We start from the raw sequence: 18,209 nt of genomic DNA, 5'->3' as shown, positions 1-18,209 counted from the left end.
CAGGTAGGGCCTCTTCGCGAGCAAGCCCGCTCCCACAGGGATCAACTGTGGGAGCGGGCTTGCTCGCGAAGCGCGAAGCGCAGGCTTTTTACTTCTTCAGGTCTTCAGCACCTTGCAGCGGTTCGTCACCCAGCAACAGATCCTTGTCATGGCTGACCGGTTCCTCTTCGAACATGCGCCAGATGTGCTCGTCCTGAGTGCCAAGCAACTCGACAAAACGCCGGCCTTCGATCTTGTCGCTCAACTGGCCGATGTAGCGGCCCTGTTCGGTTTCGCTGCGGGTCAGGGTGATCTTGCGATCCTTTTCCGGCTGGGTCGGCGAGATCAGGTTCAGCTCCAGGGTCTTGGGCTGGCTGTCGCCGCTCAGGCGCAGGTCAACTTCGCCAGTCATGCCGTCGAGATGAACGCTGGCGCGCATTTTCAGGGTCTGGGCCAGCAGCTCACGGTCGAGGGAGCGGTTGATGCCTTTGCCGGCCTCGTAGTAGTTGTCGTTGACCAGGTTGTCCGGGTTGTTCACCGCGATGGTCACCATTGACAAGGTCAGGGCCACCGAGCAGGCCAGGATCCCGATGATGATCCACGGCCAGAGGTGCTTGTACCAGGGGCTTGCGGCATTTGCTGCGGGCATGTTCAGTTCTCTCAACGATTCTGTGGGCCGATGAACCGGCTCTTGGCTTCAATGTGGACGCTGTCGTCATCGGCGTCCTTGAGGATGAATTTCACCTCGTTGGTGCTCGACGGCAGTTTTTCCGGTGCAACGGACAGCTCGGCAGGCTGGCTGACGATCTCGCCGGCCGCGACCTTGATCTCGCGTCGACCCTGCAATTTGAGATCCGGCAGGCCGGATGCTTCGAGCAGGTAGGTATGGTCGCGCTGATCCTTGTTCATGATTTTCAGGCTGTAGACGTTTTCGATCCGGCCTTCGGCGTTCTCGCGGTACAGCACGCGGTCCTTGCTGACATCGAAACCCACCAGCGCACGCATGAAGAATGCCGTCACCAGCAGGCTGATCATCGCCAGCAGCACAATGGCATAGCCAATCAGGCGCGGGCGCAGTTTATGGGTTTTCTGTCCGGACAGGTTGTGCTCGGTGGTGTAGCTGATCAGTCCGCGCGGGTAGTCCATCTTGTCCATGATGGCGTCGCAGGCATCGATGCAGGCGGCGCAACCGATGCATTCGATTTGCAGGCCGTCGCGGATGTCGATGCCCGTCGGGCAGACCTGGACGCACATGGTGCAGTCGATGCAGTTACCCAGGCCCTGGGCCTTGTAGTCGATACCTTTTTTACGCGGTCCACGGCCTTCGCCACGGCGCGGATCGTAGGAAACGATCAGGGTGTCCTTGTCGAACATCACGCTCTGGAAGCGTGCGTACGGGCACATGTAGATGCACACCTGTTCGCGCAACCAGCCGGCGTTGCCGTAAGTGGCGAGGGTGAAGAAACCGACCCAGAAGTACGACCAGCCATCCGCCTGGCCGGTGAAAAATTCGAATACCAGCTCGCGGATCGGCGAGAAGTAGCCGACGAAGGTCATGCCGGTAACGAAGCCGATCAACAGCCACAGGCTGTGTTTGCTGAACTTGCGCACGAACTTGTTGGCGCTCATCGGCGCCTTGTCGAGCTTGATGCGTTGGTTGCGGTCACCTTCGGTGACTTTTTCGCACCACATGAAAATCCAGGTCCAGACACTTTGCGGGCAGGTATAGCCGCACCAGACCCGTCCGGCGTACACGGTGATGAAGAACAGGCCGAAGGCGGCAATGATCAACATGCCGGACAGCAGAATGAAATCCTGAGGCCAGAAGGTGGCGCCGAAAATGAAGAACTTGCGCTCCGGCAGGTTCCACCACACGGCCTGATGACCGCCCCAGTCCAGCCACACCGTGCCGAAATACAGCAGGAACAACAGGGCTCCGCCGGTCATCCGCAGGTTGCGAAACAGGCCGGTGAAGGCGCGGGTGTAGATTTTTTCCCTGGAGGCGTAGAGGTCGACGCTGTTGTTCGCGTTCTTGGTGGGTGGAGTGACGTCGTGTACCGGAATCTGGTTGCTCATCATTGCATCCCACGGCAGTGGAAAAATGCCTCGGTCAGTACGTGCCGACCGCGGTCAAAAAGGGGTGTTGCAGTGGCGCAATGATACGCCTGTCGCTCTAGCCTGCGGGTGCGACCTTTGGTCGCGTTGGGAGAAAGCCGCGGATGGTGTAGCGAATGTAACAAAACATGATGCAGGTCAATTGACATCCGCAGTATAGCTGCCCGGTTGTCGGGCATCGACGCCATCAGGTCCTCCGATGGCGTCGCGGCGGTTTTATTTAACCGGAACGGTATGGCTGGCAACCGGATTGCGCCAGTCATTGCCGGCGATGACGTTGACGGTGAGGTGCTTTCTGTCGGGGGAAAAACTGGCCGACAACCAGCTTTGCCTGGTCGCCGAGCCACTCATGAAGAGTGGCGTATCACCATAGATGTAGTTGCTGGCCGGGTACCTTCCGTTCTGCCTGTTTGCATCGGCGGAAAACACCGCGGTCACGCGATAGTCCTCGAGCATCCGGGAAAACCTCATGATTTCGCGCTCCTGGACCGGCCAGTTAAACGGCTGATGCAAGTTCAGCAGAATGATTTTGCCCTGGGCACGAGCACGTTGCAGGTCGCGCTCCAGCCAGTCCAGTGAGGCGCTGATCTCGTAGGCGGTCGTATTGAAAAGCGACTGAGTGGAAAAGTTGACGGAGTACGTGGGCTCGTTGTGCAGTTGGACCAGGTGAACATCGCCGTAGTCCCTGGAATACGCCAGGCTGCCGTACCAGGTCTTCGTGAAAACAGATGCCCTGGCGGAAAGGTCCATGGTGGCGACTTTGCCCCAGTAGCGATTCTTCAGGTCTTCGACGCTCCCGGCGGCGCAATCGGGGCAAGCTGCGACATTGAAGTCATAGTCGTGATTGCCCAGGCCAAAGTCGTAAAGGTTGTTGAGTTTGTCTTGCAGTACCGAATGGACGTAGGCGCGTTCTCCGGGATGCCCGGAAGCGGTCAGGTTGCCGTTGATCATCACCGGGACGGTGGCAGCTCCCCCAAGTTGGTTCCTGAAGTCGGCGATGCTGCTGTACTGGGCGTTGATCAGCCATTTTGATCGCGCTTCCTTGTCGGCTGCGGATTCGTGTTCTTTGTTATCGGATTTTTCACTGGAGGGATACTTAGGTTCCGCAGCAAACACCAGGTGTTGTGGCTGGGATTGGCTGGCCATCGAGTACATGACGGGAACACCGGTCAATACCAGTAAGAAAAGTAGTTTGCAGCTATTTGAAATGCTCATGGAAGTCCATTTCCGTTTTGTTGAAGTTGGTTGTCTTACAGTTCGGGGGTTGTCGAAATAGGTGAGTGTATGTGACGGTTTTTGCCGAAGCAATCTGGCGTTGATGTTTAGTTGATAAGACATGTTTCCGCGATTGACTGGAAATTTGCTCTATTGGTTTTGTTGTTTGGTTTATTTGTGTGGTTGATTAGTGTCTGGCGGGACGCCGCTACTGCGGAGTAACTATTAATTATTGATGAAATGGATTTTTATGAACTTACATGGAAAATATGGTCTGCTGGTGGCGACTGCATTCTCGTTGCTATGTCCCCTGCTCCTTGCCGTTGCAGCAACCGAAACACCGAAGCATCTGGTTCTGGTCTCGGATCCGCAGTACCCCTGGAGCGATCTCACCGATGAAGGACTTCCAGGCAACGATGCGCGTGCGAAGGAGTTGGTAGAGTTGCAATATTCCGACATTGCAGATTTCAGGAGGCGCAATGGCGGTGCATCCCGTATACCCGTGATGATCAATGGCGATATCACGGCGTTCGGTCATGGTAGTGAACGCTCGTATATGAAAGAGGTATTCGAGAGGAAACTTGAAGGTATTTATGATTATGGGCTGGGTAATCATGATTACGCGAATAACGTTGACGACTGTTTTCTGAATAATTGCGCCGCGGGCAGTATCGTTGAACTCAAGGAACGTTATTGGGGGAAGGCCGATTCAATGGATCTTGGAATTAGAAGCTCAGGTCTGGGGAAGATTTATTATGGCAGTCTTGCCTATTCGAAGAACTTCGGTGATGTGCATATGGTGCAGTTGCATAACGAACCGACCTACGCTGTGGAGTTTTCGTCCGGAAATCCACTGGGACCGACCGCTTTTGAGATCACGCCTGCACTCGATTGGCTTGAGCGGGATTTAAGAAGTGCCCGCCAGCAGGGCAAGATCATTATTCTTAATATGCACAAGGTGTATGACTGGAAAGGAACGAGTGAGCAGATCGCCAGGTTTCAGCAGATGATCGAAACGTACCGGGTGACGGCGATTTTTGGTGGACACGACCACTGGGGGGCCGGCAGCTGGTTCGATTGGGGAAAATCTGAGCGTTTTGGTTATGTGCCCGTATTTCTTAGCGGTTCGGCTTCTCAGCAAACGTATCTTATTGCCAGCTTTTCCGATGATAAGCAGTCGCTCGCCATTAGCGTTGTTAGAGGCAATAACTGGCCAAGTCGCAAGGTCGTCCAGACGATACCGGTCATGAAATAGGCATCAAGAACAAAACGGCCCCGCCAATTCACATTGGCGGGGCCGTTTTTTGTTGCTTCAAGCGTTTGCCTTACTCGGCGTCCGCTGCCTTCTCACCGTGAGACAGGCTGTAGACGTAAGCGGCCAGCAGGTGAACCTTGTCGTTACCCTGCATTGCCTCTTGCGCAGGCATCTGGCCCTGACGGCCGTAACGGATGGTCTGCTGCAGTTGAGCGAAGCTCGAGCCGTAGATGAACGCTGCCGGGTGAGTCAGGTCAGGTGCGCCCATCGCTGGCGTACCCTTGCCTTCCGGGCCGTGGCACGCCACGCAGTTGGTGGCGAACAGTTTCTGCCCGGCAACCGGGTCGGCCTTGGCGCCTTCCGGCAGCTTGCGGCCATCGAGGTTGGTCAGGACAAACGCGGCCACGTCGGCCACGCCTTGCTCGCCGATCACTTCAGCCCACGCAGGCATCACCGCGTGACGGCCGCCCATGATGGTGGTCTTGATGGCTTGTGCGTCGCCGCCCCAGCGCCAGTCGGCGTCGGTCAGGTTAGGGAAGCCGTAGGCGCCCTTGGCGTCGGAACCGTGGCAAACCGAGCAGTTGGAGGCGAACAGGCGGCCACCCATCTTCAGGGCTTGCGGGTCCTTGGCCACTTCTTCGATCGGCATGGCCGCGAACTTGGCGAAGATCGGACCGAACTTGGCGTCCGACCTGGCCATTTCCTTTTCCCACTCGTGAACGCCGGTCCAGCCGGTCTGGCCGTTGGCGAACGGGGTCTGCTTCTCGTTGTCGAGGTAGCCATAACCCGGCAGCAGGCCTTTCCAGTTACCCAGGCCCGGATACAGAACCAGGTAGCCCAGTGCGAAGATGATGGTGCCCACGAACAGCATGAACCACCATTTCGGCAGCGGGTTGTCGTACTCCTCGATGCCATCGAAGGAGTGCCCGACGGTCTCGTCTGTCTGTTCGGTGCGCTGGCCCTTGCGGGTCGACAGCAGCAGCCAGGTCAGGGAAAAGATCGTACCGAGACTGAGGACTGTGACGTACAGACTCCAGAATGTAGTCATTCTTTGTTACTCCTAGAAGCTTGCTCGACGTGCTTGATGGCTTCGGGATCATCCGCAAAAGGCAGCAAGGTCGCGTCTTCAAACTCAGACTTGCGCTTGGGGCTGAATACCCACAGCGCCAGACCGATGAAGGCCACCATCACAACGACGGTGCCCAGGCCACGAATCATCCCGATATCCATTTAGATCACCGTTTGCTTTTGATGATGGTGCCCAGGCCTTGCAGATAGGCCACCAGCGCGTCCATTTCGGTTTTGCCCTTCACAGCATCCTTGGCGCCGGCGATGTCTTCGTCGGTGTAAGGGACGCCGAGCGTGCGCAAGACTTCCATTTTCTTGGCGGTGTCTTTGCCGTCGAGCTTGTTTTCCACGAGGAACGGGTAGGCCGGCATTTTCGACTCAGGCACCACGTTGCGCGGGTTGTACAAGTGCGCACGCTGCCAGTCATCGGAGTAACGACCGCCGACGCGGGCCAGGTCCGGACCGGTACGCTTGGAACCCCACAGGAACGGGTGGTCCCAGACGCTTTCACCGGCGACCGAGTAGTGGCCATAGCGTTCGGTTTCAGCACGGAACGGGCGGATCATCTGCGAGTGGCAGCCGACACAACCGTTGGCGATATAAACGTCCCGGCCTTCCAGTTCAAGGGCGGTGCGGGGCTTCATGCCCTCGACCGGCTTGTTGGTGACATCCTGGAAAAACAGCGGAACGATCTGGGTCAGGCCGCCGATGCTGACGGCGATGACCATGAAGAAGGCCAGCAGGCCAATATTCTTCTCGACTGCTTCATGCTTCATCAGTGAGCTCCAACTACGGCAATCTGTTCGGCGGCTTTGGCTTCAGCCGGGTTCGAGGCGCGTACGGTACGGAATACGTTGTAGGCCATGAACAACATGCCGGTGGCGAAGAACGCACCGCCCAGGGCTCGGACGATGAAGCCCGGGTGGCTGGCTTGCAGCGCTTCGACGAACGAGTAGGTGAGGGTGCCGTCATCGTTGATTGCACGCCACATCAGGCCCTGGGTGATGCCGTTGACCCACATCGAGGCGATGTAGAGCACGGTACCGATGGTCGCGAGCCAGAAGTGGGTGTTGATCAGGCCGGTGCTGTGCATCTGCGCACGACCGAACAGTTTCGGGATCATGTGGTAGATGGCGCCGATCGAGATCATCGCAACCCAGCCCAGAGCGCCGGCGTGTACGTGGCCGATGGTCCAGTCGGTGTAGTGCGACAGGGAGTTGACGGTCTTGATGGCCATCATCGGGCCTTCGAAGGTCGACATGCCGTAGAACGCCAGGGAGACGACCAGGAAGCGCAGGATCGGGTCGGTGCGCAGCTTATGCCAGGCGCCCGACAGGGTCATCATGCCGTTGATCATGCCGCCCCAGCTTGGCGCCAGCAGGATGATCGACATTGCCATACCCAGGGACTGAGCCCAGTCCGGCAGTGCGGTGTAGTGCAGGTGGTGCGGACCGGCCCAGATGTACAGGGTGATCAGCGCCCAGAAGTGCACGATCGACAGGCGATAGGAGTAGATCGGACGTTCGGCCTGTTTCGGCACGAAGTAGTACATCATGCCCAGGAAGCCGGTGGTCAGGAAGAAGCCCACGGCGTTGTGGCCGTACCACCACTGGATCATCGCGTCCGTCGCGCCCGAGTAGGCCGAGTAGGACTTGAACAGGCTGACCGGCAGCGACATGTGGTTGACGATGTGCAGCATCGCGGTCACGACGATGAACGCGCCGTAGAACCAGTTACCCACATAGATGTGCTTGGTCTTGCGCTTGACGATGGTGCCGAAGAACACCAGACCGTAGGTGACCCAGACAATGGCCAGCAGAATAGCCAGGGGCCATTCCAGTTCCGCGTATTCCTTGGTGGTGGTGAAACCCATCGGCAAGGTAATGATCGCGCCGACGATCACCGCTTGCCATCCCCAGAAGGTGAAGGCGGCGAGGCTGTCGGAAATCAGTCGCGTTTGGCAGGTTCGCTGCACGACGTAATAAGAAGTGGCAAACAGTGCACATCCACCGAAGGCGAAAATCACCAGGTTGGTGTGCAACGGGCGCAGGCGTCCAAAGCTCGTCCATGCCAGACCGAAGTTCAACTCCGGCCAGACCAGTTGCGAGGCGATGAAGACACCAAGCCCCATGCCAAGGATCCCCCAGACCACCGTCATGATGGCGAACTGGCGGACTACCTTATAGTTATAAGCAGTCGGACTGATTGCTGTGCTCATTCTAAGGTTCCACGGTTTGGGTGTTTTATTAGGATTAAAAATCGGCCGCAAGTATGGAGAAAGCAGGGGGTCATTGCAACGCGCCATGACCTGGGTCAATGCTTTCAAAAGCTGATTCTGCGGCCTTTCCATGCGCCGCGTAGGGACAAAATTGCCCGTGGGCAAAACGTCCCGGCGGACTGATCAGGCGAGGGGGTCAGGTCGGATGTAACGCGGTGTGTTCAAACGCAACGTTTGGCTGACCGAAGGCAACTGGCGCGACAGCCGGTATCTACCAGCCTTTGCGGCCTGTCATCGGGCAGATTCGTCGAACACATCGTTCAGGGTCGACCTGGAACCGGCACCGGCCAGTCCGCATCGGGGGAAGCTTAGACTCGAATCCGGGGTTCCGAAAGAAAGTCTGTGCGAGGGTGCGACAATGGGTCGCAAAGGGGCAGGGAACTGCCGCATCCGTGAGAATGCGGCAGCAGAGCGGTCGGAATTTATTTGCGGTTGTCTTCAGCCTGCAGGCGCTCGGTATTCAAACCGTGAGACAGGCTGTACACATACGCAGCCAGCAACTGCACCTTATCGTTGCCCAGCAGTTCGTTCTGCGCCGGCATATGGCCTTGGCGACCATGCCGAATCGTCTGTTCAAGCTGCGTCAGGCTTGTACCGTAAATGAAGCCGGCCGGGTGGATCAGGTTCGGTGCGCCCATGGCTTCAGTGCCCTGGCCGTCAGCTCCGTGACAGGCGACGCAGGTGGTGCTGAAGGCTTGCTGTCCGGCTTGCAGGTCGGCTTTGCTGTCGGTAGGCAATGGCAGCTTGGCCAGGCCATGGCGCACATACGCAGCGACGTTTTTCACACCGTCCTCCCCCAGGACTTCACCCCAGGCCGGCATCATCGCCATCCGGCCGCCCATGACGGTGGTCTTGATGGTTTCCGGGTTGCCACCCCAGCGCCAGTCGCTGTCGGTCAGGTTGGGAAAGCCGAATGCACCCTTGGCGTCCGAGCCGTGGCACACCGAGCAGTTGGAGGCAAACAGGCGGCCGCCCATTTTCAGAGCCTGCGGGTCCTTGGCCACTTCTTCCACGGGCATTGCCGCGAATTTGGCGAAGATCGGCCCGAACTTCGTGTCCGCCTTGGCCATTTCCTTTTCCCATTCGTGCACCCCGGTCCAGCCGTTTTCGTAGCCGGGGAGGATGCCTTTCCAGTTGCCCAGGCCCGGATAGAGGATCAGATAGCCGACGGCAAACACCAGGGTGCCAACGAACAGCATGAACCACCATTGCGGTAACGGATTGTCGTACTCCTCAATACCGTCGAAGCTGTGGCCCATGGTCTGGTCGACACTGCCCTTGGTTTCGCCCTTGCGGGTGCTGAGCAGCAACCAGGTCAGGCCGATCAGGCTGCCGATGGTCAGTACGCAGATCCACGTACTCCAGAAGGTGGTCATGGCCGGGTACTCCTTGTTGCTGATTCGTCAGTGATGTCGGGTTGTGGCTCGTCGGCGAACGGCAGCAGGCGCGCTTCGGCGAATTCCGGGCTACGCTTGCCGTTGAATACCCACAGTGTCAGGCCGACGAAGGCCACGAACACCACGACGGTGCCCAGGCCGCGGATCATCCCAGTGCTCAATTCGATCTCTATAAAAGACAGGGGCATGGCTCACCTCTTGCTCTTGATGGCAGTGCCGAGCACTTGCAGGTAGGCGACCAATGCATCCATTTCGCTCTTGCCCTTGAGTGAAGCGACGGCGCCGGTGATGTCTTCGTCGGTGTACGGCACGCCCAGGGTACGCATGGCCTTGATCTTGGTTTCGGTATGACTGCTGTCGACCGGGTTGGCCACCAGCCACGGGTACGCCGGCATCTTCGACTCCGGCACGACGTTGCGCGGGTTGTACAAGTGCGCGCGGTGCCAGTCATCGGAGTAGCGCGCGCCGACCCGCGCCAAGTCCGGCCCGGTGCGTTTCGAGCCCCACAGGAACGGGTGATCCCACACGCTTTCACCGGCCACCGAGTAATGCCCGTAGCGTTCGGTCTCGGCGCGGAACGGACGGATCATCTGCGAGTGACAGCCGACACAGCCTTCGCGGATATAGATATCGCGACCTTCCAGTTGCAGCGCGGTGTAGGGCTTCATGCCTTCCACCGGTTTGTTGGTCACGTCCTGGAAGAACAGCGGGACGATCTGGGTCAGGCCGCCGATGCTCACGGCCAGGATCATCAGCAGCAGCAACAGGCCGACGTTTTTCTCGATAGTTTCGTGTTTCATGGCGGACTCCTCAGGCCATCTGCGCGGCAGCGGCGACTTCGGCAGGCTGCGAGGCCCGCACGGTGCGCCAGGTGTTGTAGGCCATCAGGAACATGCCGCTGAGGAAGATCGCGCCACCCACCAGCCGCACGACGAAGCCTGGGTGGCTGGCCACCAGGGTTTCGACGAAGGAGTAGGTCAGCGTGCCGTCCTCGTTCACCGCACGCCACATCAGGCCCTGGGCGATGCCGTTGACCCACATCGAGGCGATGTACAGAACGGTGCCGATGGTGGCGAGCCAGAAGTGCGCGTTGATCAGGCCGATGCTGTGCATCTGCTCGCGTCCGAAGACTTTCGGGATCATGTGGTACAGCGCGCCGATGGAGATCATCGCCACCCAGCCCAAGGCGCCTGCGTGTACGTGGCCGATGGTCCAGTCGGTGTAGTGGGAGAGGGCGTTGACCGTCTTGATCGCCATCATCGGCCCTTCGAAGGTCGACATGCCGTAGAACGCCAGCGACACCACGAGGAAGCGCAGGACGGGGTCGCTGCGCAACTTATGCCAGGCACCGGACAGGGTCATCATGCCGTTGATCATCCCGCCCCAGCTCGGCGCCAGCAGGATCAGCGACATCACCATGCCCAACGACTGCGCCCAGTCCGGCAGCGCCGTGTAGTGCAAGTGGTGCGGACCGGCCCAGATGTAAAGGGTGATCAGCGCCCAGAAGTGCACGATGGACAAACGATAGGAGTACACCGGACGTTCGGCCTGTTTCGGCACGAAGTAATACATCATTCCGAGGAAACCGGCGGTGAGGAAGAAGCCTACGGCGTTGTGCCCGTACCACCATTGCACCATCGCATCGGTGGCGCCGGAGTACAGCGAGTAGGACTTGGTGAAGCTGACCGGCAGTTCCATGTTGTTGACGATGTGCAGGATCGCCACGGTGACGATGAACGCACCGAAGAACCAGTTACCGACATAGATGTGCTTGGTCTTGCGCTGCATGATCGTGCCGAAGAACACGATGGCGTAGGCGACCCAGACAATGGTGATCAGGATGTCGATCGGCCATTCCAGCTCGGCGTATTCCTTGGAGCTGGTGTAGCCCAGCGGCAGGCTGATGGCTGCCAGGAGAATCACAAGCTGCCAGCCCCAGAAGCAGAACGCGGCGATTTTCGGCGCAAACAACCGGGTCTGGCAGGTGCGTTGCACCGAATAGAACGAACTGGCAAACAACGCGCAGCCGCCGAACGCGAAGATCACCGCGTTGGTGTGCAGTGGGCGCAAACGGCCGAAGCTGGTCCACGGCAGATTGAAGTTGAGTTCGGGCCAGACCAACTGGGCAGCGAGAAAAACCCCGAGCCCCATGCCGACGATGCCCCACACCACCGTCATAATGGTGAATTGGCGGACCACCTTGTAGTTGTAGGCGGTACTGATAGAAGTGTTCATGGTTCCCCATCCACGGTTCAGCCGAAGTGAGCGCGCAGCGCAAGGCAGTGCACCCTTCGGCCGGAGTTATAGGCAGACTAAAAGCGAGGCAAGCATGGACAAAGGGCACAAGGCCGGTATTGACGGGGATCAATGGGCGCAGTGCGTGCGGGATCATGGATGGTTGTGGAATGCCGCCGCTGGCAAGGCTGCGGCGACGCTGATCCTCGCCCATGGCGCCGGCGCACCGATGGACAGCGACTGGATGAGCGACATGGCTGCACGCCTCGCCGCTCAAGGCGTCAACGTGTTGCGCTTCGAGTTTCCCTACATGGCGCAACGGCGCCTCGATGGCGGTAGACGTCCGCCGAACCCCGCGCCGAAACTGCTGGAATGCTGGCGTGAGGTGTATGCCCAGGTGCGACGCCATGTCACTGGGCCGCTGGCCATCGGCGGCAAGTCCATGGGCGGGCGCATGGCCAGTCTGCTGGCGGATGAGTTGGGCGCGGATGGGCTGGTGTGCCTGGGTTATCCGTTCTATGCGGTGGGCAAACCGGAGAAGCCACGGGTTGAGCATTTGGCGGGGCTGAAGACGCGGACCTTGATCGTGCAAGGTGAACGCGATGCGTTGGGCAACCGGGAGGCGGTCGAGGGTTATGCGCTATCGCCGGGTATCGAGGTGTTCTGGCTGGTGGCGGGGGATCATGACTTGAAGCCGCTGAAGGCTTCGGGGTTTAGCCATGAGCAGCATTTGGCGGCTGCGGCGCAGAAGGTGGCTGCATTTCTTCAGTGAGATTTTTAATGCCCTTGAGGGCCTCTTCGCGAGCAAGCCCGCTCCCACAGTTGACCGGGTTCTAACAGAAAAATACGGTCGAATGTGGGAGCGGGCTTGCTCGCGAATGCGACCTGCCAGGCAACATCACTTTCAGAGTGGCAATAAAAACCCGGAAGCTTCTACTGTCCGGGTTTTTTATGAATCAACCACAATCAGCGGTTAAACCGCTCCACCAACGAGTACTGGGTATTGGCAGTCTTGGTCAGCTCTTCACTCAGCAACGCCGAGTTCTGCGCCTGTTCCGAGGTCTGGTCCGCCAGTTCCGAAATGTTGCTGATGTTGCGGCTGATCTCTTCGGCCACGGCACTTTGCTCTTCAGTCGCGGCAGCGATCTGGGTGGTCATGTCGGTGATGTTGGCCACCGCTTCGCTGATCCCCACCAGCGCCTGGTCCGCTTCCAGTACCCGCGCCACGCCTTCTTCCGCCTGACGATGCCCGGCTTCCATGGTTTGCACGGCGGTGCCGGCGGTGTGCTGGAGCTTGGCGATCAGCGCGTGAATCTGCCCGGTGGACTCGCTGGTGCGTTGCGCCAGCTGACGGACTTCGTCGGCCACCACCGCAAAACCACGACCCATCTCGCCGGCACGGGCCGCTTCGATGGCGGCGTTCAGGGCCAGCAGGTTGGTCTGGTCGGCGATGCTTTTGATCACGTCGACCACGCCACCGATTTCGTTGCTGTCCTTGGCCAGTTGGGTCACGGTCACGCCGGTTTCACCGACCACCACCGACAGGCGCTGGATGGCTTCGCGGGTTTCCCCGGCGATGTCACGACCACGACCGGTCAGGCGATTGGCTTCCTGGGTGGCGTCAGCGGTACGCTGCACATGGCTGGCGACTTCCTGGGTGGTCGCGGCCATCTGGTTGACCGCGGTGGCCACTTGCTCGGTCTCGACCCGTTGACGTTCCAGGCCGCTGGAGCTGTTGTGCGCCAGGGCGTCGGACTGTCGGGCCTGATCGGTCAGGTGTTCGGCCGTGTCCTGCAGACGCGTCAGGCAGGTTTTCAGGCGTGCTTCCTGACTGAGGATGGACATTTCCAGACGCGCCTGGGCGCCGCGACTGTCGGTGTACATCTGTGCGATCAACGGATCGGAGGTGGTCTGCTCGGCCAGGCGCAGCAAACGCTTGAGGCCTCGCTGTTGCCACTGGAGGCCCATCAGGCCCAGTGGCACCGAGAGCCCCGCAGCCAGGGCAAACCCCCAGTGGGAGTTCAACGAGGCACCGATCATGAAGCTCAATTGGCTGACCAGAATGAACGGCAGCCAGTCCTGCAGCATCGGCAACCATTTATCCGAGGAGGGAACAGCCGACTTGCCCTGGTTGATGCGCTGGTAGAGCGCTTCGGCACGGCGGATCTGCTCGGCGGTGGGCTTGACTCGCACCGACTCGTAACCGATCACCTGATTGCCTTCGAAGATCGGTGTCACATAGGCGTTAACCCAGTAGTGATCGCCGCTCTTGCAGCGGTTCTTCACAATGCCCATCCAGGGCAAGCCTTGCTTGAGCGTGCCCCACATGTGCGCGAACACCGCTGCCGGCACGTCGGGGTGACGCACCAGGTTATGCGGCGCACGAATCAATTCCTCTCGGGAAAACCCACTGATCTCAACGAAAGCATCGTTACAGTAGGTGATCATGCCCTTGGCATCGGTGGTGGAAATCAACCGTTGCTGAGCGGGGAAGGTTCGTTCGCGTTGTGTAATAGGCTGGTTGTTACGCATGGCGTTTTCAATCCGTGAGGCTTTGACAGGGTGTCGGCGGGGGAGGGGATTTGTTGAGTTTATTTTTCAACAGCCGATGCGCTGCCAAGGGATGAACACAAAACCCCTGTAGGAGCGAGCTTGCTCGCGATGGTCTATCAGACAACATCAACGTTAACTGAACGAACATCGTCGGAGCGCCGCCCGGAGCAAGCTCGCTCCTACAGAAGCTCGGCTAGCGCTTCACGACGCCAGCTCGGAAGCCTTTTTGAGCTGGGTGTTCCGATACCCGCGCCACGCCAGAATCACCAACATACCGCACGTCACGCCGGTGGCATTGGCCACCATGTCACCCCATGACGCGCTGCGCAGCGGCATGAAGCTCTGTTCCAGCTCAATTACCACCGAGCCCACCAACGGCCAGAACAACAGCCAGATCAACCGCGTGCCGGGGAACGCCAGATAGGCGCTCACCGTCAGGCAGGCGAAACCTGCCCAGTGATGCAGCTTGTCCTGGTTCTCGAACACCTGAGGCACCGGCTCGCCGCGCATCCCGGCGAAACACAGCACCAGCAAGATCACGAAAAACGCCAGTTTGGGCAGGGCTTGCAGGACTCGCTGCTTCATTCGGTGACCTTGTAGAAGTTGTTGTGGAACAGGTCGATGTTGCGACGCTCCGTGAGGGAATACAGCGAGTAGCTGCGCGCCAGTGCGGCACCACCGTCACGGGTCAGCGGCGTCCACGCCAGGCTGGCACGGCGGGTGGTGGAGCTGGCCATCAATTCGTCGAACGGAATCGAGAAGTAAATGCCTTTGCCGAAGCTACCTTCGCCGTACTCTTCCTTGGTCGCATTGGTCACCGTCATCCAGCCACCGAAACGCACGCCATTGTTGAATTCACGGGACAGGTCCAGGGTAACCCCATAGTCCTTGGCCAGATAACGTCCAACGCTGACCGCACCGAGAATGTCCTGGAACGAACTGCGATAGTAAAGCGTGGCATTGCCGGTGATGGTGTCGTAGTCACGCAGACCAAAGCCCTGATCGAAGTCACGCTGCTTGACCCAGTTCATGTCCACACCCACGGCCCAGCGCTCGCCCATCGGACGATACAGCGCTTCGCCACCGACACCGGCGAACATCGATTCCAGATAGCCGCCGTACAGCATGCCGTAAAGGTCCTCATCCAGCTGTTTGACCTTGTTCATCTGGAAGGTCGGCATGGTGACTTCCGAAGTCGTCATGTACTGGCGCAGGTCGGTACGCACACGTGGCAGACCGCTAGGTGCGTCGTACTTGAACTTGTCGAAGTTGTTCGCCAGGTTCGCGCTCAGGGTGCCGCTCCACCACAGATCAGGCTTGAAGCGATACTCGCCATTCAAGTCCGCACTGAACTGGTACAACAGGAACCCGTCGGGGCCGCCGACGTTTTGCTTGTAGCCCAGACCCAAGCCATAGCTGAGCGGGTCAGGCTTTTGCTCGAACAGGGTCTTTTCCTGATGCGGTACCGGGACGTTCATCTCGGTCACCCGACGCAGGTCTTCCAGCGGACGATCCTCTTGCACCACTTCACGGAAGGTATCGCGAGGCAGGCTGACTTCCTCGACCGGCAGGCTGTAGCGCGTGTCGACCATGGTGAACCAGTCGATTTCGTCGTTGACGCTGTTGTCCAGAATGCGCGAAGCGCGGCCAACGGCTTTCGGCGTATGGAAATAACGGCCTTGCTCGCCATAAACAATGACTTCGGAATCCCGCTGGGTGATGCGCGAAACCGTGTAGCCCGCGTTGGTTTGCAGGCGCTTGGCGACACCGGCCCACTGCACATCTTGCGGCGCGACCATGGGTTTGGTGTCGGACACAGGCTCGGGCTTGGGATCGAAGCTCTTGGTCGGCGCCTTGCGGGTGGCAAAGTTGGTGTGCATGGTGATGCCGAACATCGCGGTGTTGCCGCGTTCCCAGGCAGCGTGCAGATCGATCCAGTCGTTGGCTTTGAAAACGAAGCCGAGGTTGATTGGCGAGTCCTGGACCTGGTTGTTGTTCTGGGGTTCGTGCTGGTAGTCGTTGCCTTCATATTCGAGCTTCAGAGACAGTGGGTCCCAGGGCGTTTGGTAAGTTACGCCGCCGAAGAAGGAGGGCGAACCGCGGAAGTACTGGTTACCGTTAAAGTCACCCGCCTGACTATTGTTGGTAGTGGGACGTTCATCGAACTTGTCGTCGAGCCAGCCCAACGGATTCTCCATGTCACCACGATTGCCGATGTAACCCCATGCCAGGCCCAGGCTCAGGTCAAAATTGCCAAAGCGTTTGTTGCCGACAAAATATTCGCTGGAGAACAAGCCGGTACCGCCAATGTCTCGCGCACCCAGCGCCACTTGCGGTATCCAGTGAGACTCTTCGAGCAGACGCACTTTGGCGTCGATCGCCTTGTCCTTATAGCTTTGGTTGCCACTCAACTCTTCCGAACCATAATCGCGGTTGGTAATAGCGGTGTAGCGGAACGAACCCTCCAACCAATCGAACGGCTGAAAGGACACGCTATAACGACTGTAAGGATCGGTACGGTTAGCGTTCAGTGACAACTCACCCGCAGGCGCCATGCGCGCAGTAGGCGTTTGCAGCAGGCCCACACCGCCGAAATCGTTCTGGGTATAGCGCGGCTCTGCCACCGCCCACGTGCTGCAACCCAGCAATAAGCAAGGGATCAAGTGATACTTCATGGCTTCACCTCCAGCAAAGGCTGGGTGGCAATGAAGGCAGCCAGTTCGGTATTCAGATCAGACGTGGGATCGCCTTGTTTGCTGTTGTGCACCGGCACGTAAATGCGTGCTCCCGGAGCCGGAGGTACGGATGTGGTTTCGTTCCATAGAGCCACGCCGCCTTTGAATACCCGGCCGTCAGGCTGAATCACGAAGAGCCAGTCGGCGTCAGCGTTTGGATCGCGGGGGCAAGCCTTGAGATATTCGATCGCTGCTTGTAACGGTTGGAACGGCAATTCGCACTCACCCAGCACCGCGCCTTCGACCCGAACCGTGGTTGGGCGAAGTGGGTAAAGCAGTACATCGCCGTCATTCAGGAAACGGTTGTTAACGCGGTTCAATTCAACCTGCACCGGGTCAAGTTGGGCGACCTTGCGCCCGGTCACCGGCATGGCCTGCACCTTGTCGCGAAGACGTGCGGCAAGTGCCGCCAATCCAGCCTGATCGCCTACTAACGCATTACTGTGCAAGGTCGACAGATCGAAAAGAACACCAACCTTGAGACGCTCTTGCGCATCACGCAGAGGGGTATGCAACCAGGCGGCCCCGAGCAGATAAGCCTTGGGACTCACCTGAGCCTCCAGCAGCACGTCATGCAGGCGTGTGCCGTCCACAATCGAGTAACGCCCGGGCTTGGCGGCATCGCCCTGCACCGTGACCAGTGAGTCAGCATTTGCGGCAAAAGTCATGAGCAGGCTGCAGCAAAGCAGCCAGGAAGAGCGAAAAATCATTGCACTACCGGCTTATTCGGGCGCACTTGAACAATGCGTAGGGGCAATTCGGGGGTCAGGTGTTGCTCGCTGGCCATGATGAAACCATCGGTGGGGTCGACCCAGTAGCGGTTCTGCGCGGTGAAGCCCAGGCCGTCCATCGCGATCTCTTCGTCCACGCGCAGCAGTTCCACATCGCGGTCGAGGATGTGCACGGTCTCCAGGCCTTTCCTGTTGAAACGGCTGGTCACGCTGACACCCATTCGATAACCGTCGTTAAAGTCCACCTGACGTCGGGTTTGCAGGCCATCGGGAATACGGTGCAGTCCGGTCTTGAACGGGGACACGCCGTCGAAGCGAGTGCCATCCAGATTGTCGTTGAAACCGACACTGCGAATGGCCAGGCCGTCCTCGAGCATCAGGATCTGGCGAGTCGAGGCCATCCAGAAGCCCACGCCATCCTGCAGACGCACTAACGCCATCACGGCTTCACCCGTAGGGGCCGCGATGGTGATCTGGTAGTAAGGCGTTGCATCGACCTGCTGGCGAGTCAGCTCCAAGGGCTCAGGCCCTTCGAACGCGGCCTTCAGCGTGTCCATGGAAGCGGTCATCAACGGATTGCAGGCGCTCACCAGCAAGGAGGCCACCGCCAGGGTGGCCAGTCGCAGAAATTTCACAAGAATTCCAAAT

General features: G+C 58.9%; 18 protein-coding genes. 2 read left to right on the top strand and 16 right to left on the bottom strand.

Features of this window, described 5'->3' with window-relative positions; genetic code table 11:
• Positions 1–88 precede the first annotated feature (88 nt).
• From KGB20_RS24905 to KGB20_RS24895, 3 genes are all read right to left on the bottom strand, one after another.
• Positions 89–628: a FixH family protein gene (locus tag KGB20_RS24905; protein ID WP_057715675.1), complete on the bottom strand. Its 540-nt coding sequence runs from the start codon at positions 626–628 to the stop codon at positions 89–91.
• Between the two features lie 11 nt (positions 629–639).
• Positions 640–2,055, bottom strand: coding sequence for a cytochrome c oxidase accessory protein CcoG (ccoG, locus tag KGB20_RS24900; RefSeq protein ID WP_223533153.1), 1,416 nt, complete (start codon positions 2,053–2,055; stop codon positions 640–642).
• Between the two features lie 255 nt (positions 2,056–2,310).
• Positions 2,311–3,309: a metallophosphoesterase family protein gene (locus KGB20_RS24895; RefSeq protein WP_150812398.1), complete on the bottom strand. Its 999-nt coding sequence runs from the start codon at positions 3,307–3,309 to the stop codon at positions 2,311–2,313.
• A gap of 250 nt (positions 3,310–3,559) precedes the next feature.
• On the opposite strand from KGB20_RS24895, the gene KGB20_RS24890 reads away from it, so the two are divergent.
• Positions 3,560–4,564 carry a metallophosphoesterase family protein gene (locus KGB20_RS24890; protein ID WP_223533151.1) on the top strand — a complete coding sequence of 335 codons (1,005 nt, stop codon included), beginning with the start codon at positions 3,560–3,562 and terminating at the stop codon, positions 4,562–4,564.
• A gap of 70 nt (positions 4,565–4,634) precedes the next feature.
• On the opposite strand, the gene ccoP (KGB20_RS24885) is transcribed toward KGB20_RS24890, so the two are convergent.
• From ccoP (KGB20_RS24885) to ccoN (KGB20_RS24850), 8 genes are all read right to left on the bottom strand, one after another.
• Positions 4,635–5,612, bottom strand: a complete 978-nt coding sequence (gene ccoP / locus KGB20_RS24885) for a cytochrome-c oxidase, cbb3-type subunit III (protein ID WP_150812399.1) — start codon at positions 5,610–5,612, stop codon at positions 4,635–4,637.
• The gene (locus KGB20_RS24880; RefSeq protein ID WP_003175465.1) at positions 5,609–5,794 is read right to left on the bottom strand and encodes a CcoQ/FixQ family Cbb3-type cytochrome c oxidase assembly chaperone; all 186 of its coding nucleotides are present in this window, start codon (positions 5,792–5,794) and stop codon (positions 5,609–5,611) included. Before KGB20_RS24880 ends, ccoP (KGB20_RS24885) begins: the two co-directional genes overlap by 4 nt.
• A 5-nt stretch (positions 5,795–5,799) precedes the next feature.
• Positions 5,800–6,408 (bottom strand): cytochrome-c oxidase, cbb3-type subunit II, encoded by a 609-nt coding sequence (ccoO, locus tag KGB20_RS24875; RefSeq protein WP_009042961.1) that lies wholly within the window; start codon positions 6,406–6,408, stop codon positions 5,800–5,802.
• Complete coding sequence (gene ccoN, locus KGB20_RS24870; RefSeq protein WP_008050393.1) at positions 6,408–7,850, bottom strand: cytochrome-c oxidase, cbb3-type subunit I; 1,443 nt, start codon at positions 7,848–7,850, stop codon at positions 6,408–6,410. The genes ccoO (KGB20_RS24875) and ccoN (KGB20_RS24870) overlap by 1 nt, the downstream gene beginning before the upstream one ends.
• A 482-nt stretch (positions 7,851–8,332) precedes the next feature.
• Positions 8,333–9,286 carry a cytochrome-c oxidase, cbb3-type subunit III gene (ccoP, locus tag KGB20_RS24865; protein WP_223533150.1) on the bottom strand — a complete coding sequence of 318 codons (954 nt, stop codon included), beginning with the start codon at positions 9,284–9,286 and terminating at the stop codon, positions 8,333–8,335.
• Complete coding sequence (locus KGB20_RS24860) at positions 9,283–9,480, bottom strand: cbb3-type cytochrome oxidase subunit 3 (protein ID WP_159390382.1); 198 nt, start codon at positions 9,478–9,480, stop codon at positions 9,283–9,285. The genes ccoP (KGB20_RS24865) and KGB20_RS24860 overlap by 4 nt, the downstream gene beginning before the upstream one ends.
• An 18-nt stretch (positions 9,481–9,498) precedes the next feature.
• Positions 9,499–10,107 carry a cytochrome-c oxidase, cbb3-type subunit II gene (gene ccoO, locus KGB20_RS24855; RefSeq protein ID WP_057715669.1) on the bottom strand — a complete coding sequence of 203 codons (609 nt, stop codon included), beginning with the start codon at positions 10,105–10,107 and terminating at the stop codon, positions 9,499–9,501.
• Between the two features lie 10 nt (positions 10,108–10,117).
• Positions 10,118–11,542, bottom strand: coding sequence for a cytochrome-c oxidase, cbb3-type subunit I (gene ccoN / locus KGB20_RS24850; protein ID WP_223533148.1), 1,425 nt, complete (start codon positions 11,540–11,542; stop codon positions 10,118–10,120).
• Positions 11,543–11,636: 94 nt separating this feature from the next.
• On the opposite strand from ccoN (KGB20_RS24850), the gene KGB20_RS24845 reads away from it, so the two are divergent.
• Positions 11,637–12,314: an alpha/beta family hydrolase gene (locus KGB20_RS24845; RefSeq protein WP_223473362.1), complete on the top strand. Its 678-nt coding sequence runs from the start codon at positions 11,637–11,639 to the stop codon at positions 12,312–12,314.
• A gap of 194 nt (positions 12,315–12,508) precedes the next feature.
• On the opposite strand, the gene KGB20_RS24840 is transcribed toward KGB20_RS24845, so the two are convergent.
• From KGB20_RS24840 to KGB20_RS24820, 5 genes are all read right to left on the bottom strand, one after another.
• Positions 12,509–14,074 carry a methyl-accepting chemotaxis protein gene (locus KGB20_RS24840; protein WP_159389584.1) on the bottom strand — a complete coding sequence of 522 codons (1,566 nt, stop codon included), beginning with the start codon at positions 14,072–14,074 and terminating at the stop codon, positions 12,509–12,511.
• A gap of 222 nt (positions 14,075–14,296) precedes the next feature.
• Positions 14,297–14,680 carry a VanZ family protein gene (locus KGB20_RS24835; RefSeq protein WP_150812403.1) on the bottom strand — a complete coding sequence of 128 codons (384 nt, stop codon included), beginning with the start codon at positions 14,678–14,680 and terminating at the stop codon, positions 14,297–14,299.
• Positions 14,677–16,770 (bottom strand): YjbH domain-containing protein, encoded by a 2,094-nt coding sequence (locus tag KGB20_RS24830; RefSeq protein ID WP_223533146.1) that lies wholly within the window; start codon positions 16,768–16,770, stop codon positions 14,677–14,679. The genes KGB20_RS24835 and KGB20_RS24830 overlap by 4 nt, the downstream gene beginning before the upstream one ends.
• On the bottom strand, positions 16,767–17,498 hold the full coding sequence (locus KGB20_RS24825) for a capsule biosynthesis GfcC family protein (RefSeq protein WP_223533145.1): 732 nt from the start codon (positions 17,496–17,498) through the stop codon (positions 16,767–16,769). The genes KGB20_RS24830 and KGB20_RS24825 overlap by 4 nt, the downstream gene beginning before the upstream one ends.
• Before the next feature lie 38 nt (positions 17,499–17,536).
• Positions 17,537–18,196 carry a YjbF family lipoprotein gene (locus tag KGB20_RS24820; RefSeq protein ID WP_223533143.1) on the bottom strand — a complete coding sequence of 220 codons (660 nt, stop codon included), beginning with the start codon at positions 18,194–18,196 and terminating at the stop codon, positions 17,537–17,539.
• Positions 18,197–18,209 lie beyond the last annotated feature (13 nt).

The organism is Pseudomonas sp. BF-R-30, from assembly GCF_019956175.1.
Taxonomy (GTDB): Bacteria; Pseudomonadota; Gammaproteobacteria; order Pseudomonadales; family Pseudomonadaceae; genus Aquipseudomonas; species Aquipseudomonas jessenii.
The sequence above is the reverse complement of the archived record's forward strand: the minus strand, read 5'-3'. Positions and strand labels throughout refer to the sequence as shown.

Excerpts from the sequence above, each read along its gene's own strand:
- KGB20_RS24905 (WP_057715675.1), bottom strand. The coding sequence starts at position 628 with ATGCCCGCAGCAAATGCCGCAAGCCCCTGGTACAAGCACCTCTGGCCG.
- ccoG (WP_223533153.1), bottom strand. The coding sequence starts at position 2,055 with ATGAGCAACCAGATTCCGGTACACGACGTCACTCCACCCACCAAGAAC.
- KGB20_RS24895 (WP_150812398.1), bottom strand. The coding sequence starts at position 3,309 with ATGAGCATTTCAAATAGCTGCAAACTACTTTTCTTACTGGTATTGACC.
- KGB20_RS24890 (WP_223533151.1), top strand. The coding sequence starts at position 3,560 with ATGAACTTACATGGAAAATATGGTCTGCTGGTGGCGACTGCATTCTCG.
- ccoP (WP_150812399.1), bottom strand. The coding sequence starts at position 5,612 with ATGACTACATTCTGGAGTCTGTACGTCACAGTCCTCAGTCTCGGTACG.
- KGB20_RS24880 (WP_003175465.1), bottom strand. The coding sequence starts at position 5,794 with ATGGATATCGGGATGATTCGTGGCCTGGGCACCGTCGTTGTGATGGTG.
- ccoO (WP_009042961.1), bottom strand. The coding sequence starts at position 6,408 with ATGAAGCATGAAGCAGTCGAGAAGAATATTGGCCTGCTGGCCTTCTTC.
- ccoN (WP_008050393.1), bottom strand. The coding sequence starts at position 7,850 with ATGAGCACAGCAATCAGTCCGACTGCTTATAACTATAAGGTAGTCCGC.
- ccoP (WP_223533150.1), bottom strand. The coding sequence starts at position 9,286 with ATGACCACCTTCTGGAGTACGTGGATCTGCGTACTGACCATCGGCAGC.
- ccoO (WP_057715669.1), bottom strand. The coding sequence starts at position 10,107 with ATGAAACACGAAACTATCGAGAAAAACGTCGGCCTGTTGCTGCTGCTG.
- ccoN (WP_223533148.1), bottom strand. The coding sequence starts at position 11,542 with ATGAACACTTCTATCAGTACCGCCTACAACTACAAGGTGGTCCGCCAA.
- KGB20_RS24845 (WP_223473362.1), top strand. The coding sequence starts at position 11,637 with ATGGACAAAGGGCACAAGGCCGGTATTGACGGGGATCAATGGGCGCAG.
- KGB20_RS24840 (WP_159389584.1), bottom strand. The coding sequence starts at position 14,074 with ATGCGTAACAACCAGCCTATTACACAACGCGAACGAACCTTCCCCGCT.
- KGB20_RS24835 (WP_150812403.1), bottom strand. The coding sequence starts at position 14,680 with ATGAAGCAGCGAGTCCTGCAAGCCCTGCCCAAACTGGCGTTTTTCGTG.
- KGB20_RS24830 (WP_223533146.1), bottom strand. The coding sequence starts at position 16,770 with ATGAAGTATCACTTGATCCCTTGCTTATTGCTGGGTTGCAGCACGTGG.
- KGB20_RS24825 (WP_223533145.1), bottom strand. The coding sequence starts at position 17,498 with ATGACTTTTGCCGCAAATGCTGACTCACTGGTCACGGTGCAGGGCGAT.